Genomic DNA, 26183 nt, shown 5'->3' with positions numbered 1-26183 from the left:
CGGACGAGACACTGCATTTATTTGTGGTTTCCAGCGCGTTGCTAGGGGGTTGCTAGGGCCTTGCTAGGGCGTTGGTAGGGCTCACGGCCCTAGAGATGCTTTACCAACGGTTTAACAACCCTTTTCAAAGGAAGAAGCAAACATGAATAAATATTAGGGATAAGTTGGTTTATTAATTTAATTAGCAGAGGTTCAGTTTGAATTAAAATAAAAAACATGGGTAAATTAATTAATGGACCTCAGGGTCAGGTAATCGGTTCTGTAGGAAACAATATCAGCTACATTCTAAACGGTCAAAACGTCTTGAAAATGAAGCGGACAAAGGAAATTAAGTTTGAAGATCTCAGCTTTTTACAGAAGGTAAACTGTCAAAGAATGGCTGTTACGGCTAACTTTTTAAATAGTATTCAACCTTTATTAAAGGCAGGTTATGGACAAAAAGCCCATGGCACCAGGCTAAACTATCACAACCTTGCAACTTCTTATCACAAGTTGCACGCTTTGAAGGGGGAATATCCTAGTATCGAAATTGACTATCTGAAAGTCCAGATCAGTACTGGCGATTTGCCAATGCCACTGGTAAATACGGCCATCCCTGATGCAGCTGGAATAATTATTAACTGGACATACAATGTTGAAGACTCAACAGTAAGCGGCTTTGACCAGACGATGATCTTACTCCATTACCCCGAATTTGAGGAGTCAATATCCTTTTTTTACGGCATTGAGCGCAGAATAAAAACCCAGCTTGTTGAATTGCCCGATCCATACCGAACATCTCGCGCGGAAGTCTATTTGTCGTTTGTTTCTGCAGATAGAACTCTGGTGGCAACCAGCAAGTACCTGGGTAGGTTGAACTAACCCAGGTGCTCTATTTTATAAATCGTCGTTTGCGAGAATATCTCGCCCGGTCTTAACAAAGTGCCAGTGAATTCAGGAATATTGATCGCGTTTGGTGCGTGCTGCGTTTCTATACAGAACGCACTAAAGGGCGCATAATGCTTGCCGTCCTTGCCATTTTTCACATCAGTATACTTAGCAGTATAAAAATGAGCGACAGGTTCTGTTGTAAAAACAGATAATTTCAAGCCGCTTTGCGCTTCGGTAGTTTCCGAAGCCAGGCCCATTGCTCCATATGCTTTGTCTAAAATGAACGATTGGTCGTAACCCTCAGTCGGATCCCAATCTTGCCCAATCGGTTTTGGTCCCAGGAAATCATAGATTGTTTCCTCAACGGTTAATACATTTCCGGTAGCGGTATAGGCATCGTCCTGTTCTAAGTATTTACTGGCTGCAATTCTATGAACATGACTGCCAACAGACCCACCGTTCGGCGCAAGGTTAAAATATCCGTGATGTGTTAAGTTAACAGCAGTTGGCGCATCTGTTGATGCTTTAAAATCCATGATCAATTCGTCCTCATCAGAAAGTTTGAAAGTCACTTGTACAGTTAAATTACCGGGATAACCTTCCTCGCCGGCCGGACTGATATACTGTAAGGTGACGCTTGGGTCTATCGTCGACAGTACTTCCCATACTTTCTTGTCGAAGCCAGCCTTTCCTCCATGTAAGGAATTACCATCTGCAGTTGTGTAAAGCTGGTAAGATTCGCCATCAATACTGAATTGTCCGCCTTTAATCCGATTGGCATAACGACCGATTATTGCACCAAAATATGGACAGTCGTCCAGGTATTCCTGATCAACATACTCGTCTATATCGTCGAATCCTAGTACGATGTCCTGTTTCTCGCCATGGGCATTGGTTACGATAAACTTGTTCACAATAGCACCGTAGTTATATATTTTAACGTAACTGCCCTTAGTGTTCGTCAATTCTATGCCGAGAATTTCTTTACCGTCTATGGCTTTACCTGTTCTTACTAAGTTAGTCTTCATCTCTTTACTATAAATTTTATGGAATGAACTTACGCGATTCGGTACATAGTTGTATATTAGAGACCGATTCTGGTATCGATAGCTAACTGTCAATACTTGTATAAAACTAAAACATTAATTTAAAGAATTGCAATGAAAGCGGAATTAACCAAAAAATTCTCTGAGAAGTTTAACCAGGAGGCGACGGCAAATTATTTCACACCAGGAAGAGTAAATCTGATTGGAGAACACATTGATTATAATGGTGGGTTGGTAATGCCCTGTGCGATTACTTTAGGAACGTGGCTAATTATCGCGCCTAATAATGATAAGATGCTTCGCTTCAAAAGCTTGAATTTCGAAGAAGAGGCCGCTATTGAGTTGAAAAAACAATATATCAAAACTGGTCCAGAGTGGTACAATTATCCGTTGGGCGTATTTAATGAGTTGTTGAAAGACCATGAAATCCCGACAGGTTTGGACATGCTTTTCTATGGTAACATTCCTATTGGATCGGGTTTGTCATCTTCTGCCTCCATTGAAGTAGTGATGACTTATGCATTGAACGACTATTTCAACCTTGGTTTAGAGCGCATACAAATCCCTTTGCTTTCACAAAAGGTAGAGAATGAGTTTATAGGCGTGAACTGTGGCATTATGGATCAGTTCGCAGTTGCTTTTGGCGAGGCAAATAAAGCAATCGTTTTAAACTGCGATACCCTTAAATACAAAATTGTTGCTTGTGAACTTGGAGATTATAAGCTTGCAATCATAAATACAAATAAAGGACGGAAACTTGCGGAGTCAAAGTATAATGAGCGAGTTGCGGAATGTCAACAGGCCTTAGCCGACTTAAATAAGGAAATTAAGCTGAATAATCTTTGCGAGCTCAGTTATGAGAAGTTTGCATTGCACAAGCACCTTATTGAAGATGAAACTGTATTAAAGCGTGCAACGCATGTGATTAAAGAAAACGATCGTGTTAATTTTGCGGCGAAAGCATTAAATGATGGTGCCTTAGAAGAGTTTGGTCGCCTGATGTATGCTTCTCATCAATCGTTGAAAGATCTATACGAAGTTACAGGAACTGAACTTGATACAGTTGTTGATTTCTGCAGAGATTATGACCACGTGATCGGCGCGCGAATGACTGGAGCTGGCTTCGGCGGATGTGCTATCGCTTTGCTGAAAAAGGGGTATGAAGAAGATTTCGAAAAGGAACTTGCGGAGTATTATACAGAACGTATAGGCTACTCAACAACCGTATACTTCAGCGAAATCGGCAACGGAGCAAGTGCAATTTAAATTGCTTATGCTCCCTATTTGTTGACGTCATCAGTCTTTATAGATATCGTCATCCTGAATTTATTTCAGGACCTCGCTCCTGAAACGCCACCCAGTCTTAGGTCCCGGTCTTCACCGCGACGATAGTGAAAATGTCACTTCAAATAAATCCATTACCTATTGGAAAAATTAAAGCTTGACCAGTTAAACAGAGTCACAATTGAAGAATTCAAGAACCAGGAGAAACTTCCTGTAGTTGTCGTGCTAGATAACGTAAGGAGTATGCATAATATCGGCTCTATATTCAGGACTTCTGATGGCTTTTCCATCGAAAGCATCGTTTTGTGTGGCATTACGGCCCAACCTCCGCATAGGGAAATTGAAAAGACCGCACTAGGTGCTACACAATCGGTCGATTGGAAGTACTTCGAGACCACATTACAGGCCATAACTACGCTTAGAAGTGATGGGTATCAAATCCTCGCCGTTGAGCAAGCTTCTAACAGTACAATGCTCAACACCTTCATGCCCGATAAAGATCAAAAATACGCTTTAATACTAGGCAACGAAGTGAACGGCGTCGACGAGGAGGTCATGAAAGAAATAGACAAGTGCATAGAAATCCCTCAATTTGGAACTAAGCATTCTTTCAACATCACTATCGCAGCGGGTATCGTGCTTTGGGATTTCTTCGCAAAGCTAAGGCTCTGACGTAAAACTACCGTCTTGCCGGCGATGGCCGGTATCTCATTCCCTGCCTTTGCATCAAAATTTAAATTGCTACTTTAGCCTACTTCAGACTCATCGAACATGGAAAACGCATTGCTTAAGAAACTGTACCTAAAACCGGGTTCCAAGGTGCTTATCGGAAATCTTCCAGAACAAGGTTTGTCATTACTCGGAGATACCTCTTCTATTACGCTCATCAATAATCCTACTGAACCCTTTAATGCGCTTCTCCTCTTTGTCAAAAACTCCACAGAGCTGAAAGAGGCTTTAAACACCTGGGCTTCCAAAATCACTTTTGAAGTAATCGTTTGGATTGCCTATCCAAAGAAATCGTCAGGCGTACCTACAGATCTTAAGATGGCAAAATGGGAGGAGTTGGATCAATACCAGTTAAGCCCTTGTGGTTCTGCATCTATAGATGACACCTGGACGGGACTCAGAATTAAGCCCATCTTAGATGTTAAATCATCGGGAGTTGGAAACACGCAGATTAAAGCAAATGAGTTTTCAGAATTCATTGATGTCGACAATAAGAAAGTTTATCCACCAGCAGATTTATCTACAATGTTTTTGCAGCACCCTAATGCTGCTGTGTTTTTCAAGGAGTTAGCATATTCGCACCAGAAAGAATATGTATTGTGGATTTTAACCGCAAAACAAGAGGCGACAAGGGTTAACAGGCTTCAAAAAACCATCGAGATGTTGTCGATTGAGAAGAAAAGCCCGACAACCAGGTAAAATTTATAGTTTTAAAACGTCGAGGTTCGTTTATGGACAGAGGCGGCTGCGTTTACATTTTAACTAACAAAGTGCACACTGTGCTTTATACGGGAGTAACTTCCGAATTGTATTTTAGGATTAAAGAACACAAAGAAAAGTTTTATCCAGAGTCTTTTAGCGCAAAATACAATTGTGGAATATTGATCTTCTATGAGCAGTTTAGTTCGATCGAAGAGGCTATTGCAAGAGAAAAGCAAATTAAAAACTGGCGAAGAGCTTGGAAGATCAATCTGATTAACGCAGAGAACCCAAGCTGGAAAGACTTGTTTGACGAACTGGAATAGGTTGGTGGTGATCGACTCCGCATGCTGAAATCGTCATGCTAAAAATCGTAATACGTTGTATAAACGATCGTCATGCTGAATTTATTTCAGCACCTCGACCATAAAAAGTGCATTACTCCGAGGTCCCGGCCTACGCCGGGATGACGGGTGATAGCACATAAAAAATCGGGTGTCAACTCAAACATCGACACCCGCTTCGTAAATAAAACCTTCCTACGCGTATGGTATCCCATCTTTCGACGGCAAACTGCTATGTCCCATTAAGTACTGATCTACTTTTCTTGCGGCTTCACGACCTTCAGATATCGCCCAGACTACTAGCGATTGTCCTCTGCGCATATCACCAGCGGCGAAGATCTTAGCGATGTTCGTTTGGAACTTTCCTTCTTCTGCTTTCACATTACCTCTAGCATCAAGCTCTACTCCTAGCTTCTCGATTAATCCTTCTTTCTGAGGATGTAAGAAACCCATTGCTAACAGTACCAACTGACAAGGTAAATCTCTTTCGGTTCCCGGTGTCTCTTTGAAGTTCAACGGTCGGCCAAACGAATCAATTTCCCATTGTACATCAACCACTTTGACGGCTTTAAGGTTACCTTCTTCGTCTTTTATAAACTCTTTCGTATTGATTCCCCACCCTCTTTCGCAACCTTCCTCATGTGATGAAGTCACTTTAAGCACCATTGGATATGTTGGCCAAGGCATACTTTGAGTACGGGAAGAAGATGGCATCGGCATAATCTCAAACTGCATGACCGACCTCGCTCCCTGACGGTTTGAAGTACCCACACAGTCAGATCCCGTATCACCACCACCAATTACGATCACATCTTTACCAGTCGCAGTTAAGGGTTCACCGCCAACATCAAAGTTCCTGACACGTTTATTCTGTTGTTTCAAGAAATCCATTGCAAAATGAACACCGTTTGCATCTCTGCCTGGCGCAGGTAAATCGCGTGGAATTGTAGAGCCACCGGCTAAAACGATCGATTGATATTCTCTTAATAACGTGTTTAATTCAACATTAACGCCAACGTTTGAGTTACACTTGAACACCACACCTTCTTTTTCCATTAAAGCGATACGTCTCCGAACTACATCCTTCTGAAGTTTGAAGTCAGGTATACCGTAGTTCAATAATCCACCCGGCGTGTCGTCACGTTCATAAACTACCACTTCATGACCAGCTTTATTAAGTTGAGCTGCAGCAGCCATACCCGCTGGACCAGAGCCAATTACCGCTACTTTCTTACCGGTGCGAATCAGTGGTTGCTCTGCTTTGATATAGCCTTTAGAGAAGGCAATTTCAATAATATGTTTCTCTATTTCTTCAATGGAAACAGGAGATCTGTTAATTCCCAATACACATGCAGATTCACATGGAGCTGGACAAATTCTTCCGGTGAATTCTGGGAAGTTATTAGTACTCAATAAGATACTCGATGCCAAATGCCAGTCCCCTGAGTACACCGCATCATTAAATTCAGGGATAACGTTACCCAATGGGCAACCGGATTGGCAAAATGGTACGCCACAGTCCATACATCTGGCCGCTTCCTTACCTATTTGATCCTCCCCAAAGGTCTTAACAAACTCGTTATAATGTTTTAAACGCTCTCTTGCATCTTCTTTTGCAGGAGCCGTTCTGTCATATTCTAAAAATCCAGTTACTTTTCCCATTACCTAAGATATTGTTAGTTGGTTTGCTTTACTTAATAAAACTGCTTTGTATTCTTTAGGGAATACCTTGATGAAATGTGCAGATTGAGTTGCCCAATCACTTAACAAGAACTTAGCTAAGTTACTATCAGTCAGCTTCACATGCATTTTTAATAAATGATTGATTCGCAATTCATCCTGCTCATCGAGCGGATCAAGGTCAACCATCTCCTTATTACATTTTCCAGCGAAATCACCTTTCGAATCGTAGATCCAGGCGACTCCACCACTCATACCGGCCGCAAAGTTGGAGCCTGTACTGCCAATGACGAGTACTTCACCGCCAGTCATGTATTCACAACCGTGGTCTCCTAAACCCTCTACAACTGATGTCGCGCCTGAGTTACGAACCGCAAAGCGCTCTCCAGCTTGTCCGCGAACAAACAATTCACCAGAGGTAGCACCATATAGCGCAACGTTACCTAAAATAATATTTTGCTCTGGGACATACTTCACGTTACCGAAAGGATAGATCGACAAGCGAGCTCCGGATAACCCTTTACCCACATAGTCATTCGCCTCGCCTTCCAGTTGCAATGAAATACCTTTTGCAGCGAATGCACCGAAACTCTGACCAGCTGAACCCTTAAACTTAAAGTTTATGGTATCGGCCGGAAGTCCTTGACCCTTATATACTTTGGATACCTCGTTAGATAGCATTGTGCCTATCGCACGGTTGGTGTTCTTAACAGCAAACTCCGCGTAAATTGGCTCTTTACTTGCCAATGCCGGCTGAGCCGCTTTGATCAGATCGTGATCAAGAACGTCTGTTAATCCATGATCCTGTACTTCCGTTTGATATAAACTCAAACCATTGTCTGGTGCTTTAAATAAGATCGCTGACAAATCAAGATCTTTCTGTTTCCAGTCTTCCGCTGCTACAGCACGAACACCAAGGGCGTCCGACTGACCAACCATCTCTTGAACCGTACGGAAACCAAGCTCAGCCATAGTTTCACGAAGCTCTTCCGCAAGGAAATAGAATAGATTTACGACATGATCAGCCTCACCGGTAAATAACTTTCGAAGATTTGGATCCTGAGTAGCTACCCCAACAGGACAAGTATTCAAGTGACACTTACGCATCATGATACAGCCTGCAGTAACCAATGCAGCAGTTGCTACACCCCATTCTTCTGCACCTAGTAAAGTTGCGATCGCGATGTCCTTACCAGTTTTAAGCTGTCCATCAGTTTGAAGAACTACCCTGCTTCTCAATCTGTTTTTAACCAGTGTCTGGTGTGCTTCGGCTAAACCTAGTTCCCATGGTAAACCAGCATGTTGGATAGAGGTTAAAGGTGAAGCACCTGTACCACCATCAAAGCCTGAAACCAAAATTACGTCGGCATGTGCTTTCGCTACACCTGCCGCAATGGTGCCAACACCTGCCTTCGATACCAACTTAACGTTGATTCTCGCAGCACGATTAGCATTCTTCAAGTCGAAGATCAGCTGTGCTAAATCTTCAATAGAATAGATATCATGGTGAGGCGGAGGCGAGATCAGACCAACGCCAGGTGTAGCATGACGAACCTTTGCAATCCAATCATCCACTTTGTGACCCGGTAATTGTCCACCCTCTCCAGGTTTAGCACCCTGAGCCATTTTAATCTGCAATTCATCTGCGTTAGTTAGGTAGTAACTGGTTACTCCGAAACGTGCAGAAGCGATTTGTTTAATAGAAGAACGCATGGAATCGCCGTTTGGCAATGTTTCATAACGCAATTCATCTTCACCCCCCTCTCCAGTATTGCTCTTTCCACCAATCCTATTCATGGCAATTGCCAGTGTAGAATGGGCCTCATGTGATATGGAACCGAAGGACATCGCCCCTGTTGCAAAGCGCTTAAGGATATTCTCTATCGGCTCGACTTCAGATATTGGAACAGCAGGACGGTTGTATTTGAATTCAAACAGACCTCTAATCGTGTAAGCTTGTAACGTCTGCTCATTAACCAGTTTAGCGTATTGTTTGTACGTATTATAATCGTTCTTACGAGTCGCATTTTGCAACAAATGGATTGTTTGAGGATTGAACAAATGTTGCTCTCCCTTACGTTTCCATTGGTATTTACCACCTGTCGGAAGAATAGTATCCGGACGAGTTGCCAACTTAAATATCCTGTTGTGTTTGATCAAAGTCTCGCGAGCGATCTCGTCTAATCCTAATCCACCTATTCTTGATACAGCACCACTAAAGTACCTGTCTACTACCGTCTTATTGATCCCTAAGATTTCGAAGATCTGTGCACCATGGTAAGACTGTAAAGTAGAAATTCCCATTTTAGAGAAGATCTTTAACAATCCGCCGTTTATCGAATAGATATAGTTACTAATCAATTTGGCAGCTGGTACATTTTCCTCTTTTTCGAAACCAGTAATTGTTTCTAAAGCCAAATACGGATTAACCGCTGTTGCACCAAAACCAATCAAAGTCGCAAAATGGTGCACTTCCCAAACGTCACCAGCCTCCACTACAATACCCACAGCACCACGATATCCCTTACGGATCAGGTGATGGTGAACTGCAGAAACAGCCAATAGAGAAGGAATCGCAGCATGTTCAGAATCCAGAGCTCTATCAGAAAGTATGATCACCTGGAAGCCATCTTCAACCGCATCAACGGCATAACGACATAAACGTTCAATGCCTTTAGACATAGAACCTGGCTTGCCGTCAGCCCTGAAATACGTCTGAAGCGTTTTAGATTGGAATACACCAGTATCTATACTTCTTAGCTTCTCCAGTTCCTTGTTCGTCAATATCGGGTGTTTGATGCCGACACAGTGACACTGCATTGCAGCTTCTTCTAATAAATTCCCGTTAGCACCCATAAATCCTGCAAGACTCATCACCACTTTTTCCCTGATCGGATCGATTGGAGGATTAGTTACCTGCGCGAACAGTTGCTTGAAATAAGAAGAAAGATGTTGCGGTTTTTGAGAAAGAACTGCCAATGGAATATCAGTACCCATTGAACCAATCGCTTCTTTACCTTCAACAGCCATTGGTTTAAGCACCAGGTCGATATCTTCCCTGCTGTAACCAAATACCTGTTGGTAACGGAAAATAGATTCTTCGGAAAGCCCACTAAAAACCACACGGGGCTCAGGAAGCTCTTCCAGTCTGATCTGGTATTTATTGATCCACTCCCCGTAAGGTTTGCGGCTACAAACTTGTTCTTTTATTTCTGAATCAGAGATGATGCGACCTTGCTCCATGTCGACAACGAACATCTTCCCAGGCGTTAAACGACCTTTTTCAATGATCCTACTTTGGTCTAATGCCAAAGCACCAGCTTCAGAAGCCATGATTACGATATCATCTTCCGTAATGGCGTAACGTTGCGGACGTAATCCGTTTCTGTCTAAAGTAGCACCAATCAAGTTTCCGTCAGTAAAGGACACAGCAGCTGGTCCATCCCAAGGCTCCATCAAAGTAGCATGGAACTTATAGAAATGTTGTTTAAGTTCATCCATGTCCTCGTTACCATCCCACGCTTCTGGGATCAGCATCATCAACACATGAGGCAATGAGCGACCGGAGTGCAATAGCAACTCGACAACATTGTCCAAACATCCTGAATCCGAGTTGGTCTCATCGATTACCGGAAGTAAAATATTCAATTCTTCCGGCGTAAAATATGGCGATGCAAACGACTTTACACCAGCACGGAACCAGTTCAGGTTACCCTGTAATGTATTGATTTCCCCATTGTGAGCGATATACCTGAACGGCTGAGCCAATTTCCAGGAAGGGAAAGTATTGGTAGCAAAACGAGAGTGGATCAGGCCAAATGCCGAAACCACACGTTTGTCGCTAAGTTCTGTAAAGTAAGTTCTAACCTGGAGCGAAGTCAGCTGACCTTTATATACAATGGTTCTGGAAGAGAACGAAGCGATATAGAAATCGCCATTAATGCCCTTCACTGTATTATTGATCGTTTTTAACAGGTAATTCTTGAATACATAGAGCTTGCGTTCGAAATCGGCACCTGCAGCCACGGCATTAGGTTTCGCGATGAATACTTGCTCCATTTCGGGCTCTACAGAAAGTGCCATATCTCCAATACCTTCTGTATTGGTAATCACTTTTCTGAAGCCTAGTACTTCAAGGTTAAGCTTTTCAGCAGCACGATAGATGATCTCTCTGCACTCTTCTCTTGCTCTCACATCCTTGGGTAAGAATAACATACCCACGCCGTAGTTACCAGACTCTTCCAGACTAAAACCTATTTTTAGGCATTCGTCGTACAGGAATTCGTGAGGTATTTGGATCATGATACCGGCACCATCGCCAGTATTAATTTCCGCTCCGCAGGCTCCGCGGTGATCAAGATTTTCAAGAATGGTTATTGCGTCCGAAATGATTTGCTGTGACTTCCTGCCTTTGATGTGGGCAACAAAGCCAATACCGCATGCGTCGTGCTCAAAACGCTGGTCGTATAACCCTTGGTTCTCCTGGTTTAGTTCCATAAGTCTCGTTTAGTTATTGGTTTGGTTGTAGTGTATTTGTAACACTAAGTTAAGGATAAAAAATGACGTATTATAATAATGGCAGTCTTTTTAAAATACAGGCAGTAGTTTGGAAATGTAGGGATAACCTGTTGACATATTGACAATATAACGGTTAATTTATTGCGAGATTGTGATTAGCGTTATTTAGAATGATTAGAAGGTAAGGGGGGTTGGGAGCGCCCAGTCATGTGTAATCGCGCGGTGATGGGTAACAGCGACGTCATGTGTGACCGCCGTGTCGTGCGTCACCGCCCCGTCATGCCGGCGGACGCCGGTACCTCGGCCCTGCCAAGTGTATTAACTACTCTGAGGTGCTGAAATAAATTCAGCATGACGACCGGCCCATGACGAACAGACCATAACGAACGGGCCATAACGAGCGAACCATAACGAACCGGCTATACCGAACCGGCCATAACCATCGCTCTACGCGCCCTCTCTCAAAAATCATCTCCTTGCTGATCACCGCTTTACACCCCAACATCCTTCAAACCGCAAAAAAAAGCGCTTCTCCCTTTTGGGAATTCAATTCTATTGCTACATTTGTCCCGGGCAAGTCTTTTACGATCAGCTCCTTTTGAACTCCCCCAGGTCGGGAACGAAGCAAGGGTAGAAAGTTGTAGCGATGCGATAAGAGGTGCTTGCCCATTTTTACTTTCCTATAAGTAAAAATGGAGCACTAAACCCCAACAACATTTCAAAAAAACATCTTCTTGCTTATCTGGTCTTATATTCCCTAAATTAGTCGAATATAAACACACGCAATGAAACTAAACTTTAAATCATCTTTACTTAAGGCAGCGATCATCATTACTGCTCCCATCCTATTTATGGGAAGTACAATGCCAACACCTCCCCTCCCCAAATGGGAGCAAATGTTCAATGGGAAAGACCTAAAAGGCTGGGACATAAAAATCAGGAAACACGATCTAAACGACAACTACAACAATACGTTCCGTATAGAAAAAGGACAATTAGAAGTCCGCTATGATAAGTACACAGAGTTTGACAAGCAATACGGACATCTATTTTACAAAAAACAATATTCGCATTACCTTATAGGTGTGGAATACCGCTTCGTTGGAGATCAAGCAATTGGTGGTGAAGGATGGGCTTTTCGCAACAGCGGAATCATGATCCACGGACAAGATCCAAAGACAATGGGTAAAGAACAGGACTTCCCAAATTCTATTGAAGTTCAGCTGTTAGGTGGTACTGGTAAAGGAAAACGCCCAACCTGTAACGTTTGCACTCCTGGCACTCAGTACGTTCAGCATGGAAAAGTTATCAAAACACACTGTGTGGAATCCAACTCTCCTACTTTCAACGGAGACCAATGGGTACGCGCCGAAGTACTCGTGCTCGGTGATTCAGCCGTTGTACATTACGTAAACGGCGAGGAAGTATTAAGATATCAACAACCACAGAAAGATCCTGTTGGCGGTGCAGAAGAAGGTGCTTTATTAAAAAGCGGCACGATCTCCCTACAAAGCGAAAGTCACCCGATAGACTTCAGAAAAGTAGAGATCATCAATCTGGAGCAATACGCAAATGATCCAAAGAAATTAAAAGAAGTTGTAGAAAAACTTATGGCTGTAAAAAGGGTTGCTAAACAGTAGACAGAGAAAAAGGATAAAATGAAATTAAACAGACACCTGGCTCTGTAATTTAACTACATAATACCTAAATTAGCCATATTGTTAATTAGTAAATACTTAAATTAAATAAGCATGAAATTTTTTATTGATACCGCGAACCTGGACCAGATCAAAGAAGCACAAGACCTTGGTGTTTTAGATGGTGTAACCACTAACCCAAGCCTTATGGCTAAAGAAGGAATTTCCGGTGAAGAAAACGTCGCTGCACATTACAGAGCTATATGCGATATCGTAGACGATAACGTAAGTGCGGAAGTTATTGCCATTACTTATGATGAGATCATCACAGAAGGTGAAGCTTTAGCTGCTTTAAATCCGAAGATCGTTGTTAAAGTTCCGATGATCAAAGACGGGATTAAAGCGATCAAATATTTCTCTTCAAAAGGAATTAAAACGAACTGTACTTTAATATTTTCTGCTGGTCAGGCGCTTTTAGCTGCAAAAGCAGGTGCTACTTATGTATCTCCATTCCTTGGTCGTTTAGACGATATAGGTTCTGAAGGACTTAACCTGGTAGAAGATATCCGTACCATTTTTGACAACTACGGTTACACTACACAAATCTTAGCTGCCTCTATCCGTGGACCGTTACATATCATTGAATGTGCTAAATTAGGCGCAGACGTGATGACTGGACCATTATCAGCAATTCTTGGATTATTGAAACACCCATTAACTGATAACGGACTAGCTACATTCTTATCAGATCACAAAAAAGCTGCTGCATCATTAACACAACAGTAGGCGATATAATTTAATGGAGAAGTGGTAATGAGAAGATCGTTACCACTTCTTTTTTTGTGCAAGAATCTCTGTTCAGTACTGCACAGCAGCTGTTCATAATTGAACAGAAATAAAACAAGGAAATTGGTAATCAATTGATAAACAGTAAACAAGCGAAACACAAATCCATTGGCACCAGCTTTGAAATCAGCTAGACAACAACGATAAATACAACACCATGTTTAGACTGAACCTGAAAATAGCATTGCGGAACCTTTGGAAAAGCAAAAGCACTTCGTTTATCAATGTGATTAGCCTGGCGCTGGGCCTTACCGGATTCATCATCATCTTGCTTTATATCAACAAGGAGACAAGTTATGATAAATGGTCGCCCGAACTAAAACAGGTATACAAAGTTGGCGTTAGTTTCAAAAAAGGAAACGTAGATGAGACCTGGCAAACGATGCCTTACAGTTTGGTAAAACTTGTTAGAGAGAAGGCGCCTGAGATAGAAAGCATCTCGGGTAGTCAGGGTGGTGGAAATCTGGTAAAGAAAGATCAAGAGTTCTTTTACGATGTTGACATTGTAAGCGCCGACAGCAGCTTCTTCAGCAGCTTCCCCTTTACTTTCATCGTGGGTGATGTGAAGAAAGCGCTCCATGATCCCAACACCGCCATCATCAATCGAAAAACAGCATTGAAGATTTTCGGAACGGAAGAAGTAATAGGCAAATCAATATCCCTCGGCACAGAAGATAAAAGCGTTTTAATCAAGGGAGTGTGGGATGAGCGCAAGAATCCAAGTCACCTGCAAGCCGAGGTATTTACCAACCTGGCACCTCCTGATATGGAGCACTGGGGCAACTTTAGTCACCTTATCTATTTTAAAGTCAAGGATGGCGTTGATCCGCAAACGGCAATTACCAAAGTGCGGAGGCTTTTTCTGGACGCTAAAGCACGTTGGTCTGTGAAAGACTCCAAAAAGATAACGGCACCAGGCTTGCTTACTGAAGCAGAGGCAAACAAGATCCTCTCTGCACAAGGCTCTTCCATGAAACTTATCTTTGAACCAGTGGGAAATATTCACCTGGGCTCCGCCTTCAGCGGCAAAAGCAAAGGAGCAACATTGTATGTACTCTCCGGATTGGCGATATTTCTGCTTGCTATTGCCTGCATTAATTTCACCAACCTCACCATCGCCCATGCGGGTAAAAGAGCAACAGAGATCGGGGTAAAGAAAGTACTCGGAATTGACAAGCAGGGCCTCGTCAGACAGTTCCTGTTCGAAACCTTAATGCAAACAACTGTTGCGTTCCTGGTAGGTTTGGTATTAGTTGAACTACTTCTACCCTATTTCAACAGCACCTTAGGCACCTCAATAAGCTTTTTCGGAGCGAGCAACCTCGGGTCCATAATGGCGCAAGTGCTTCTTGTGTTTACCATCGTAACCTTAAGCGCCGGACTCTATCCAGCGATCTATTTCAGCGGCTTCCTTCCTGTAAAAGTCTTGAAAGGCAATTTCGAAAGAAGCGCTAAAGGAATCTTCGTTAGAAAAATCTTAGTGATCACGGAGTTCGTCATTACCTGTACATTTATCATCTGCTTTGCCATCATGTACAACCAGTTGAATTACATGAGAAACCGCGATATTGGTATGACGAGAGACCAGGTGTTGTCTATAAACCTGCAGACTGCTAAGTTTAACGAGCTAGAGGCCGACAAATTTGAACAGATCAGAGCACGTTTTAAGAAGATTGACGGGGTATCCGAAGTAACGCGGACCAGTCTGGATCCATGGACAAACAACTCCTCCATGGGAGATGCCAGCTATAAAGAAAACCAGGGCATCATCAACGATTACTTCATTGACTTTGACTACTTCAAAACCCTGGGCATTAAGATCAAAGAAGGAAGAGATTTCACCAGAGAAAGATATTTTTCAGATACCACAGACCATGCGGTAATCAACGAGGCAGCAGTCAAAGCTTTCGGTATAGAAGATCCGGTTGGCAAGGTCTACAAACGAAGTAATATGAACTACACCATCATTGGAGTGGTAAAAGACTTTAACGACAAGGGTTTCGAAAAAGAAGTAAAGCCAATGCATTTCTTCCTCAACCGGAACTTCACTTACTATAGCAATGTACTCGTCCGCATCAAAACAGAACATCCGCAGGAAACGCTTAGCCAGGTGGAATCCCTCTGGAAAACCCTTGAACCAGGCTTCCCGATGCGTTACAAGTGGGTAGACGAGTCTTTCGCTAAAAACATTAAGTCCTATACGGAACAAGGACAGCTGATGTCGATCTTCAGCACAGCCACTTTGATCGTTGCCCTACTTGGACTGTTTGCGCTGGCAGCCTATAACGCCAAGACCAGAACCCGTGAGATTGCGGTCAGGAAAGTATTGGGAGCATCAACAACGGGAATACTGCAGCTCTTAAACAAAGAGTTTGTCGTGCTGGTGATCATCGCAAACGGTATTGCATTTGTAGGCGCCTACATTCTGATGAACAACTGGTTGTCTGGCTTCGCGTATAGAATCGATATGCCTTACCTGATATTTGCAGGAACAGCCTTGATCTCCGTGATGCTTACTGTGCTTACTGTGAGCCACCAAGCTTATCGTGCAGCGATGATGAACCCGGTGAATGCATTGAAGTACAACTAGCTGCTTTGGTTTGTTATCGCTTCAGAAAAAGTGATCATGTCCGTACCGCAGAGCACACGTTTAACAAGATGATAATCGATTTGCTCATCTGGAACGATCTGGATGCCCTTTACCCCTGCTCCGTTCGCTGCTTCTACATCACGGGGTTTATCACCGATCATAATGGAAAGTGAAGGATCGATATCATAAGCAGCGATTGCATCGAATAACATACCGGAGGCGGGTTTGCGACAAGGACATTCTCCGCCAACCGATGGGTGATGCGGACAATAGTAAGCGTGAGTGATCACTGCACCCAGGGCCTCGAACTTATCGAAAAGAATCTCATGCATCTCAGCAAGCTCCTCCTCTGTATAACGTTGAAGCGCTATCCCACCCTGATTGGTGATTATGATCAACATATAGCCCTCATCATACAACTTTTTCAGTGGGGGAATCTGGTATTCAAGTACCTCAAAATCTTCAACCCTGGTGATGTAATCGTAGATCTCATGATTTAACACACCGTCCCTATCCAGAAATATAGCTTTATTCATATGCTTCTTTTTGTATCTTACCTTTTCGTTATTGCAGCCAAATATGGCGATATATTATAAATATAGCGAAGGATAGTCGCCGAATAAACAATTAAGGTAGGCTGTCTGTTCATTAAATAACATAAACAAAATCAAATATGCCATACATTAAAAAGAACGCTGAGAATAGCAATTCTGTAAACCTTTTCTTTGAAGACCTGGGAACCGGTAAACCCGTAGTACTGATCCACGGCTGGCCGGTATCGCACGAGATGTGGGAATACCAGGTGAATGCTTTGGTAGCAGCAGGTTACCGTTGCATCAGTTACGACAGACGAGGATTCGGGCAGTCGGACAAACCATGGGACAATTACGATTACGATACCCTGGCAGATGATTTACATGAAGTACTATTGGCATTGAACTTAACGGAAGTGACCCTTGTCGGCTTCTCGATGGGTGGTGGTGAAGTAGTAAGGTACCTTGGTCGTTATGGCTCAGGAAGAGTAGCTAAAGCGGTTCTAGTGAGCACGGTGGTTCCCCTATTGGTACAAACAGAAGACCATGAAGAAGGCGTTCCCCGCGAGATGTTTGATGAGATCGTTGCGAACATCCATAGAGACAGACCAGCATTTCTGGCAGAGTTTGGGAAGCAGTTCTTTAGCGAAGGTGTTTTAAATAAGCCGGTGAGCCAGGAGATCCAGACCTGGATGTGGAACATGGCCATTGTAGCTAGTCCGCGTGCCACAGCACAATGTGTTCGTTCTTTCTCGGAAACCGACTTTAGGACTGATTTGAGTACCATTACTATTCCGGTGCTGATTGTACATGGAGATGATGACAAAACGGTTCCGATCAAAGCAACGAGTGAGTTGACATCTTTACAACTTCCGAATGCGGCATACTACCGTTTGGAGGGCGCTCCACATGGCTTATTCTTGACTCATAAGGACGAATTAAACCAATTATTATTGAATTTTCTCGGCTAAGAATAATTAATTAGGCTAACAATCAGTACGGTAAGTGATTTCGAAAAGAATAATTTGCAGATTACTTAATGGACTTCTATATTTGCACCACTTCAAACGGAAACGCTTGAAGTAAAGTTCCTCAAAAGAACTTTGATTCCGTAGCTCAGCTGGTAGAGCATTACACTTTTAATGTAGTGGTCCTGGGTTCGAATCCCAGCGGGATCACAAGACAAAGTTTCAAAGGTTAGAACCCTGCAATCGAGAGATTAGCAGGGTTTTTGCTTTCATGGACTGCCAAAAATCGCATGAATTCACAAAACTTTGGTAAGTGATTCGGTGAGTAACGCAAAAGGTTCAAAATTGACTCACCGAATGGAGCATAATCGATTATTATTCAGGCGTATAAACTGTACATCTTGTAGAATTTTAGTCGCAAACCTATCTTTGTTTAACCTTTAATTGCTAGATTATGAAGGCCAATTTTAGCCTACTTTTCTACATGAAAAGACAAAAGAACTTTGTGTAGCCAAGACTTTTACAAATTCACGCACTTTTTTTTCACCGACTTTCTGGCCGCTGCGCCAATGCTTAATTTCTATTATAAAAGTCTTTTTTGTACCTTTGGAAATACATTCTAGTATAACATCCTTCCCGCCGTCCTTTGAAGATGGAGTTAACTCAACATCGAAACCAATACCACTAAATACTTCAGCAATCACCCTTTCCAAATCCCTCCATTCTAATTCGCTTAAAGCTTTGGTACTTCTTGTAATAAGTTCAATAATCTTCTGAGTACAGGAACGGATAACATGGATAACTTCCGACTCATCATAATTCGCTTCAATCTTGGATGTCCAATGCTTAAGTCCATCAATGTCTATCAGCTCAACAGATATTGGATCGACAACATTTGCTAATCTTTTTGCGTGTTCAGAGAAACCGGATTTAGAAATCAAAATCATCTTATCAAAACTATTCAAAACAGCTGCACCGACTAGATTCCTTATCGCATCGCCACCCAACTTCGCTTTGAAATGCTTATATTCTATACCCACTTTAGTTTCTCCTTTGGAAGCAAGTAAGTCTATTCCCTGGTCGCCAATACCGCCTTGATAGTTTACATCATACCCCTCCGAACCAAGAAGAGGCGTAAGGATAGCAACAAGCATGAGCTCCGCATCCTGCGGAGAAAGCTCATCCATACAGTTTTCAAAACTTTCTATGTTCTTAATCAAATTTGTCTTTTCCTGAGCATTCATTAGTTAATATAAAAATATACATTAAATATGTATGGTCGACTTTTGGTTTCGAGGATTCTATAATCTGATGAAAACTACGATACACGGGATCGTATTATTTCTTTGTTAACTACAACTATAAAGATATTATATTCCAGTCAAGCAAGGTGTAAAGTTCATCCCAATCTTCACCAAGCACCCACCTTAAGGCTGAAAGCTTGCCATTTAACATAGCCCATTCGAAATCGTTCCACACGAGTTGCTCCACTTTAAATCGCCTTTCCACATTAAGCGCACTTTTTTGAGCGCCCTTCCAAATGCTTTTCGTAATCGTAATTTGGGCTGTCTTAGGATCGAAATACTTATCCTCAATTATTCGAATACTACCATTCTTTATTTTCTCCACTCTGATTTGATGCCGATTATACCAAATTTTTGACGTAAGTTCATTCTTTGCGTCCAAAATCTGTGATAGTGTGCGTGGGTTCTGAGCAAATTCTTCCCTTTCAACCAGCATATTTGAGATAAGATTTGGCCATATACTTTTTAGCGCCTCAGATAAGTTTATGTAATATTTAGATTTAGCTGAGCTAAAATAAGAATCAAAATCAGGATGTGCTAGCTTTTTATTATCCAAGGGATGGCTAAAATCCTCCGTATTATGGTTTACAAATAAATACTTGTTTTTATCATCATAATCCGATTTGACTGCCGAAAAATAACTTTCAATGATTACCGCATCGGCCATATTGTTTTTAGCTCGATGAAATGGAGCAATTTTTCCTATCGCCCGCTCAGGACCTTTCACCATGACTGCACTTGTGATTTTGATAGGCTTTGTCGTAGTGAATAAAGTCTCAATCCAATTAAGGGAACCTTGTGCTGCATATTCTCCTAAAATTGGAGATATGTGTTGAATATCAGAAAGATGAGAAAGTACCTTTTCTCTTTCTACATCATCTCCGAACTTATTCACCATTTCTTTAACCCGGCTTAATACCCCCACCAAACTTCTTTTATTTTCTTCGACTATCCTAGCCTTGTTCTTCTCAAACTCCGTAATGATGATCTGTGGCAAAATTAGTTCAATATTGTTAAGTTCAATTAGATCGTTCAAAACGGAAAGAATTGCCTGTTGTTTATGGTCCTTGGCAATCTAACCAGGCACAGGTATCAATTAATACTTTAACCATAATTCTATCTATTTAAGGTTGTAATTTCTTTTCTCAAAACAACGTTTACACAAGTTCAAATATTCCTAGATCATATGAATGGGTAGAAAATGAGAAGGATTTGCGTGGTTTGAAGTAGCTTGTTTTCATAGGCAACATTCTTAATTAGCTAAGTTAGGATTTAGCAAAATAAACTCTGATTTCATGATCGGAAAACTTTTGTTAACAAATTTTAGCCAATCTGTATCCCAACTATGATGTGTATAAAAAGATAGACGTAACTTTAGTTTTATAACTAAGTTTAATAACATCAAAAATTACTCAATGCTGGATAATGAACACGGGTTTAGGGCATTAATCGATACTGTTAAGAAGATTGCTGAAGCAGATAACGATGAAAATATTTTATCAATTCTTTCACGATCAGAAATTACAGTCGAACAAACCAGTTATGATAATTGGAACGGCGGGATTTATTATTATACCATTTATCTGAAATTGGATGTTAATAAATTCATAGAGCTTAGAGCAGATCTAAACCAATGGGAAGAACTACTGGAGCGTAGCTTTTCGCTGCCTATCCGCCATCTTGAAGATCAGGGCATATCACGAGTAACGATAATACCAAAAACAAACCTGATATCTTCGCCAGAATTAAATCCGCATAGACCGCTTTCGCTTGCTGAACAGAAAAGACAAGAGCTTTTACTCAGCTATTTGGAAAAAAGCTCGGAAGATGAATTAATCGAAGAAGTACTCATGCCACTATTTAGACAGATCGGATTCCATCGGATATCTTTCGCTGGACATAAGGATAAGGCACTTGAATATGGCAAAGACATTTGGATGAAGTATACCCTTCCCACTCAACATATTCTATATTTTGGTATTTAGGTAAAAAAGGGCAAACTTGACTCATCTGGCATGAGTAAAGCGCGCAATACTAATGTAGCAGAAATCCACAACCAGGTTTGCATGATGCTAGGGCATGAGATTTTTGATCCGGAAATTGGAAAACGGGTACTGGTGGATCATGCCTTTATAATCGCTGGCGGGGAAATCACAAAGTCTGCGAGAAATTGGCTGGGCGGAAAACTGGACGCTTCCAAGAGAAGCCAGATAATGTTTATGGATCGGAACGACATCTTAAATTTGTTTATCGTTAATAATGTGCCCCTGCCAAAAGGGGCAGTTCAACAAGACTCCTCTATACCTGGGGAAGATGACGACCTGCCATTCTAAAACCTATGCTAGATCTGAGACCAGCCATGATCAGGACCTGTAAAGCTATGTTGACCCTATGCAGTTGACACTTGCCTGTTTCCACGAGATCAATACCGTATGTCTGGATATTTTTTCTGCAGACCATCAATATGAAGCCAATCTGGCCATGCTTGGGAAGATATATGATAAAGTAACCGACAACTTCAAAGACATGGATTGGATACACAAAAATAAATTCATTAAAGCTTCAACTATAAGACCACAGTCCATTCATGCTAATCAACTGGAACGCCCTTCAACCATATAAAACCAAAAAAGACAAAAGTTTTGAGCAACTATGTTATCAGATTGCCAGGAAACTATATGCTGATCAGGGTTTGATGACTTCAATTGACGATTCCGGTGGCGGAGATGGTGTTGAATTTTACCTGACCCTGTCAGATCAGACTCAGTATGGCTGGCAGGCCAAATATTATGAAGGGAACCCCGTCAGGCTATCTCCAAGCCGAAAAACAAAGATCAAGGATTCCTTGAAAAAATCGCTGGAAATCCATCCCAACATGACCGACTGGTTCCTATGCCTTCCGATGGTACCGACGGTCGATGAAAATAAGTGGATCGATCAAGAACTGAAACAACTTATCCCAGCGAACCGCAAGGTGGAAATTATCCTCTGGCATGAGGACGAATTACATAGTTATCTTAATACCCCCGAGTTCAACGGATTAAAACAGGCCTTTTTTAATGAATTGGAACTATCTTCCGACTGGTTTGACAGCCGTTTTGATCACCAATCTGTCCTAGTCGAAAAGAAATTTGACGAGGAGCTTTACACTGAAAATTCAGAGTTCTTTTACTGGTATGTGAACCCGATATTAATCAATGAGGAATATAAGGAAAACAGGATCGCTTACTACCCTAGAAAACTAAGGGAATTAAATCAGCAAGGAGCCGACGCGTTGCTAAAACTACGTTATACCAATGAAAAACTGCGTCCGCTATTCAATCATGCAATAGCGGAATTCGAAAAAATCAGTGGCGCTTATATCAAAATACAACCCCAGCTCGATGAAAGGCTTAACCAGCTTTGCCCAAATCGGATTTTTGAGACCAGTGAAGGTGATTATGTATCAGAAATCGAAAATATTTTTGGCATGCTGAACTCTTGGGACGAATTTAAAAGGGACTGGTACCATAAGAATATTGCGTCAGAAGATGAGAAGGAACAAAAAAACTATATGGACCAGGCTAGGGTATTCAACCCAGTAGAATCCGCTTTCAAAGAATTATTGGAGGAGTTAAAATACTATGTTTCGCATAGTACAATCCCATAAAAATGGAGAACTGCCCATTACCTTGGAAATGCCGGTGATGGTAAAACCAATTTCTGCCTGTCCATTGCCCGGCAGCATCTATCAAGAAAACTGCCAGTGATTTTCATCCCTGCCATCAAGTTCAGCGGAGATCACTCTTTGAGTGCCCAGATTACAGAACTACTGGATATTCATTCCGCCTATACCTTCTCTCACTTTCTGGCTACTCTTGATGCGCTGGGAAAAATCCATAACATCCGCGTCCCGTTTATCCTGGACGGTCTGAACGAAGCAATCGACAAGAATGGCCACCTGAACAAAAGGTTGCGCCTTGATATTGGCAGCATCGAGGCGGAGATTTTGAACTATGGGAATATCGTGTTATTGACGACGTGCAGGCCATCCTACCAAGCGGCAATTTGGGGGAATGCGGACCGGGACAATGACCGTTTCCACAGTCTTTACGGCTTTACGAATATCACAGACAAAAAGAAGCTGATCAACCGTTACTTTAAAGAATACAAGATACAGGCAGACCTGTCATTTTTGTCACTGGAAAAGTTCACTAAGCCACTTTACCTGAAGATGTTCTGCGAATCGGTAAATCCCAATCGTGATAAAGTCATTTCCCTTACGCTCGGCTATGATTCGATCTACACTATCTTCGATCTCTTCCTTGAACGCTGCAACCAGAACATCTATCAGCGCCTGCTTAGTTATGGTAAGATTGCCCCTATTAAGAAATATCAAAAACTTGCTAGCCAGGTCATGCAAAAACTGGGGAAATTACTTTGGGAACAACCTTCTAGGGGGATAGAAATAGAAACGCTTATTGAAATCGCTGATGGGAGTACAAATGTAGACTACCAGCATTCGGTAGCCAAGGCCCTTTTTGATGAAGAGCTGCTACTGATTAGAAACTGGCAGGACGGTAAAGATCTTGCCTACTTGACCTATGACATGATAGCAGGCTACTTTATCGCCCGACATCTGATCGATGAAGGGATAACAGATTTTAAGAAGTTCTTCTTGAATCAATCGGATACAAGGTTATTCAGCGAGAAATATAATGAGTTGCATCCAAACCATGAAGATATACTTGCTGCCTTATTAAGCATGCTGCCGATCAAAAAAGGCACGTTTGTGCACGACATGTTGGGCAGGCCGCCACACCAGAATCCAAAGACCAACGGCCTTTTTGGACGTTCCATTTTGACAATGATATTATTGTCTCCCGAATACATTAGCCCTGCGCAAGTGCAACTTGTCAGGGATCTCGCAAAACGCCCACAGAACCTAACGCTTCTATTAAGGGGATCTGAAGGTGTTCGTTTTGTTTCCGATCACCCCTTTAACTTTACGTTCTGGGATCAGATCTTACTCGGATTGCCTATGAACACCAGGGATATTTATTGGTCGGAATACCTTAGGGAGTGCGATGAGGAGCAGACCATTGAATTTGTAGCTGAGCTCAAGGACTTACAGCAACTCTCCGAACATACTCAGGAGCAATACACAAAAATGCGGTTGGTAGCTGACTATCTGTCCTGGACTTTGACCTCCACCATGCCCAGCCTGAAGCAGCTCGCAAGCGATGGTCTATTTGAATTTGGGCTACGTTATCCGGGCATTGTCTTTGAAAGATATCTCTACTGCGCCAGTATCAATGATCCGACGGTTTTTGAGTGGATGAGCAGTATCCTGTACAATGTACTGACCACATTACTTAAATTGAATCAACCCTTAGCGACAGAACTGTTGACTGAGATATATGATTTTATATCAACAAACGTTCTCCATGCAAACGGACTCCATGCGACAAATCACCTGCTGACCCGAAATTACAACTACAGCATAATGCGCCTGTTGGAGAGGAGAAGCGGCGAAAGCATAAGAAAACATCAATCGGAAGAACTGAAAGGTAGCTTTGTAAAACTTGGCATCACCAACTGGCAAGAAGAAATAGATAGAAATGAAAACCAGTACAGGGATGGGAATTCCTTGATCGACTACTATTTTAACAAAAATAAGATGCCGCAAATAATGCTGGGGAAAGGAAGCGAATATAACCGCACGCCTGAATTTAAGCAGACCCAGGCAAAACTTAGGTGGCGTGCCTATCAATTGGGGTATGACTTTGGCCTATTCGGAGATATTGATAAATCCATTGCCAGGTTTTCAAGGTTCGGGGAGGAAAACCAGCATACTTACAGATACGCAGATAAGTACATCGAAATTGCCCATCTTGAATATTGCGGCTATCTTGAGGGAATGGGTAAGTTCAGAAATCATGAAGACTCAGGCTATATCAGGACTTTTGAACCCAAACACGACCCTGATCTGCTTTTTGAAAACACAGACGTACAGGCAAACAAAAGATATGTTACCCGTAACTTTATAGACAGCAAAATCCATTTGAAAAAGTACTGCAATGATCATTCGGTCCCTGATGTCATGGAGTATCTAACCATTGAAAGACTTGGGGAAAGAACCGGGGACTTTGTATTGCTCAACGGCGACATTTCCCAGATCGATGAGTCAAACGAGCGGCAAATCTTTGTGCTTATGGATGTGGTCTTCGTTAAGAATAAAAACCTGAAACGGGCAAGGGAAGCCTTCGCGCATCCAACTGCGGTCGGCCGTGGACCTGAACATAAGCCAACTGTAAGACACGCCCTTAGGAATGAAATTCCCGACGCGGATACCATACCGCACAATGAATTCACCACCTGGAATTATTCCCTGAAAGATCAGGCGCAGGAGATCAAGTATTCCACCATTTCGCTGTACAGGAAAGGCAAAAAGCTTGCAGAAAAACAGGCAGACCGGATTTGGAAACTCATTTTGAACAGCAGTCATTTTATGGCCCTGCCGCGCAAAATGCTATACGGAGTACCCAGGGTGATGATCAGTTTTTCCAGTGACCAAGATGACGATTATGAAAAAGCTTTAAACAACATGGGTATAGAGATTAGAGAAGAAACAGAAATCGTCACCGAACAAAGGCCTGTAACTCAAAAACTAGATGTCTTTATCCCAGTTGTGGACATTGAAGGTGAACATTACGTGTGCAAAAACATAATCGATTCGGCCAAACTTCGTACTAAAGCAGGCTCCACTGATCTCTTTGATAACAATCGTAACCTTAGGGCATTTACCCATACGGCACGAGTCAAGTATCGGGATGGAGAAGAATTTACCTACCTTGACAAATCAATACTGGAGTCCTACCTAAAAGAAAACAGTTTGACAATGTTCTGGTTAATCTGGGGTGAGCGCGATTTCTACCCTGAAAATGGAGACTGGGACAAAGACCCAAAAACAATGGCAAAAAGGGAATGGGTAAGATTCTATAAAGCAACTGAATATAAATAAACGCTTTCTGAAAGCATTTGAATAACGAGCATGATCAAACTCATTAATAATTTTAATGGTAAAGACAATCACCTTTCCCTTCTACAAAAACTTCTACCAAAAGCATCAGAGATTTTTATGGGCGTAGCTTTC

At 42.1% G+C, this 26183-nt stretch carries 20 protein-coding genes, 1 tRNA gene and 1 other RNA gene; 16 read left to right on the top strand and 6 right to left on the bottom strand.

Annotated elements, in window-relative coordinates; all coding sequences use genetic code 11:
• Positions 1-216: 216 nt before the first annotated feature.
• Positions 217-861 carry a DUF6266 family protein gene (locus WKF66_RS13915; RefSeq protein ID WP_489675073.1) on the top strand — a complete coding sequence of 215 codons (645 nt, stop codon included), beginning with the start codon at positions 217-219 and terminating at the stop codon, positions 859-861.
• On the opposite strand, the gene WKF66_RS13910 is transcribed toward WKF66_RS13915, so the two are convergent.
• Positions 858-1898, bottom strand: coding sequence for an aldose epimerase family protein (locus WKF66_RS13910; RefSeq protein ID WP_489675072.1), 1041 nt, complete (start codon positions 1896-1898; stop codon positions 858-860). The two genes, WKF66_RS13915 and WKF66_RS13910, sit on opposite strands and share 4 nt — an antisense overlap.
• Before the next feature lie 132 nt (positions 1899-2030).
• Between WKF66_RS13910 and WKF66_RS13905 the strand changes: the two genes are divergently transcribed.
• The 4 genes from WKF66_RS13905 (at position 2031) to WKF66_RS13890 (ending at position 4954) form a co-directional block, all read left to right on the top strand.
• Positions 2031-3182 (top strand): galactokinase, encoded by a 1152-nt coding sequence (locus tag WKF66_RS13905; RefSeq protein ID WP_489675071.1) that lies wholly within the window; start codon positions 2031-2033, stop codon positions 3180-3182.
• Positions 3183-3341: 159 nt separating this feature from the next.
• Positions 3342-3872, top strand: coding sequence for an RNA methyltransferase (locus WKF66_RS13900; protein WP_489675070.1), 531 nt, complete (start codon positions 3342-3344; stop codon positions 3870-3872).
• Positions 3873-3971: 99 nt separating this feature from the next.
• Positions 3972-4628, top strand: coding sequence for a YdeI/OmpD-associated family protein (locus tag WKF66_RS13895; protein ID WP_489675069.1), 657 nt, complete (start codon positions 3972-3974; stop codon positions 4626-4628).
• 32 nt (positions 4629-4660) lie between these two features.
• Positions 4661-4954 carry a GIY-YIG nuclease family protein gene (locus WKF66_RS13890; RefSeq protein ID WP_489675068.1) on the top strand — a complete coding sequence of 98 codons (294 nt, stop codon included), beginning with the start codon at positions 4661-4663 and terminating at the stop codon, positions 4952-4954.
• Between the two features lie 213 nt (positions 4955-5167).
• Here the strand turns inward: WKF66_RS13890 and WKF66_RS13885 are convergent, their stop codons facing one another.
• Positions 5168-6634, bottom strand: coding sequence for a glutamate synthase subunit beta (locus WKF66_RS13885; protein WP_489675067.1), 1467 nt, complete (start codon positions 6632-6634; stop codon positions 5168-5170).
• Positions 6635-6637: 3 nt separating this feature from the next.
• On the bottom strand, positions 6638-11149 hold the full coding sequence (gltB, locus tag WKF66_RS13880; RefSeq protein ID WP_489675066.1) for a glutamate synthase large subunit: 4512 nt from the start codon (positions 11147-11149) through the stop codon (positions 6638-6640).
• Between the two features lie 592 nt (positions 11150-11741).
• On the opposite strand from gltB, the gene ffs reads away from it, so the two are divergent.
• The 4 genes from ffs to WKF66_RS13860 all read left to right on the top strand — a co-directional run bounded on the left by ffs (position 11742) and on the right by WKF66_RS13860 (position 16243).
• Positions 11742-11841: signal recognition particle sRNA small type (gene ffs / locus WKF66_RS13875), an RNA gene on the top strand.
• A gap of 114 nt (positions 11842-11955) precedes the next feature.
• Entirely contained in the window at positions 11956-12810 is an 855-nt protein-coding gene (locus tag WKF66_RS13870; protein WP_489675065.1) for a 3-keto-disaccharide hydrolase, read from the top strand.
• 111 nt (positions 12811-12921) lie between these two features.
• Positions 12922-13593, top strand: a complete 672-nt coding sequence (gene fsa, locus WKF66_RS13865; RefSeq protein WP_489675064.1) for a fructose-6-phosphate aldolase — start codon at positions 12922-12924, stop codon at positions 13591-13593.
• Between the two features lie 217 nt (positions 13594-13810).
• Positions 13811-16243: an ABC transporter permease gene (locus WKF66_RS13860; RefSeq protein ID WP_489675063.1), complete on the top strand. Its 2433-nt coding sequence runs from the start codon at positions 13811-13813 to the stop codon at positions 16241-16243.
• On the opposite strand, the gene WKF66_RS13855 is transcribed toward WKF66_RS13860, so the two are convergent.
• The gene (locus WKF66_RS13855) at positions 16240-16779 is read right to left on the bottom strand and encodes a D-glycero-alpha-D-manno-heptose-1,7-bisphosphate 7-phosphatase (protein ID WP_489675062.1); all 540 of its coding nucleotides are present in this window, start codon (positions 16777-16779) and stop codon (positions 16240-16242) included. The two genes, WKF66_RS13860 and WKF66_RS13855, sit on opposite strands and share 4 nt — an antisense overlap.
• 137 nt (positions 16780-16916) lie before the next feature.
• On the opposite strand from WKF66_RS13855, the gene WKF66_RS13850 reads away from it, so the two are divergent.
• Both WKF66_RS13850 and WKF66_RS13845 read left to right on the top strand, forming a co-directional pair.
• Entirely contained in the window at positions 16917-17747 is an 831-nt protein-coding gene (locus tag WKF66_RS13850; protein ID WP_489675061.1) for an alpha/beta fold hydrolase, read from the top strand.
• A gap of 134 nt (positions 17748-17881) precedes the next feature.
• Positions 17882-17954: transfer RNA gene (locus WKF66_RS13845), tRNA-Lys, on the top strand.
• 257 nt (positions 17955-18211) lie between these two features.
• On the opposite strand, the gene WKF66_RS13840 is transcribed toward WKF66_RS13845, so the two are convergent.
• Both WKF66_RS13840 and WKF66_RS13835 read right to left on the bottom strand, forming a co-directional pair.
• On the bottom strand, positions 18212-18988 hold the full coding sequence (locus WKF66_RS13840) for a restriction endonuclease (RefSeq protein ID WP_489675060.1): 777 nt from the start codon (positions 18986-18988) through the stop codon (positions 18212-18214).
• 115 nt (positions 18989-19103) lie between these two features.
• Positions 19104-20096, bottom strand: a complete 993-nt coding sequence (locus tag WKF66_RS13835; protein ID WP_489675558.1) for a PIN domain-containing protein — start codon at positions 20094-20096, stop codon at positions 19104-19106.
• 367 nt (positions 20097-20463) lie between these two features.
• Between WKF66_RS13835 and WKF66_RS13830 the strand changes: the two genes are divergently transcribed.
• The 5 genes from WKF66_RS13830 to WKF66_RS13810 all read left to right on the top strand — a co-directional run bounded on the left by WKF66_RS13830 (position 20464) and on the right by WKF66_RS13810 (position 26051).
• Positions 20464-21033 (top strand): hypothetical protein, encoded by a 570-nt coding sequence (locus tag WKF66_RS13830; protein ID WP_489675058.1) that lies wholly within the window; start codon positions 20464-20466, stop codon positions 21031-21033.
• A 30-nt stretch (positions 21034-21063) separates the two neighbouring features.
• Complete coding sequence (locus WKF66_RS13825) at positions 21064-21381, top strand: hypothetical protein (protein ID WP_489675056.1); 318 nt, start codon at positions 21064-21066, stop codon at positions 21379-21381.
• A gap of 58 nt (positions 21382-21439) precedes the next feature.
• Positions 21440-21670, top strand: a complete 231-nt coding sequence (locus WKF66_RS13820; RefSeq protein WP_489675055.1) for a hypothetical protein — start codon at positions 21440-21442, stop codon at positions 21668-21670.
• Positions 21636-22697 carry a hypothetical protein gene (locus tag WKF66_RS13815; protein WP_489675054.1) on the top strand — a complete coding sequence of 354 codons (1062 nt, stop codon included), beginning with the start codon at positions 21636-21638 and terminating at the stop codon, positions 22695-22697. The genes WKF66_RS13820 and WKF66_RS13815 overlap by 35 nt, the downstream gene beginning before the upstream one ends.
• Before the next feature lie 96 nt (positions 22698-22793).
• Positions 22794-26051 (top strand): hypothetical protein, encoded by a 3258-nt coding sequence (locus tag WKF66_RS13810; RefSeq protein WP_489675053.1) that lies wholly within the window; start codon positions 22794-22796, stop codon positions 26049-26051.
• The last annotated feature ends 132 nt before the right edge of the window (positions 26052-26183 follow it).

Source organism: Pedobacter sp. (assembly GCF_037719805.1).
Lineage (GTDB): Bacteria > Bacteroidota > Bacteroidia > Sphingobacteriales > Sphingobacteriaceae > Pedobacter.
Note: the sequence above shows the minus strand (reverse complement) of the source record. Positions and strands in the feature narration are given on the sequence as shown.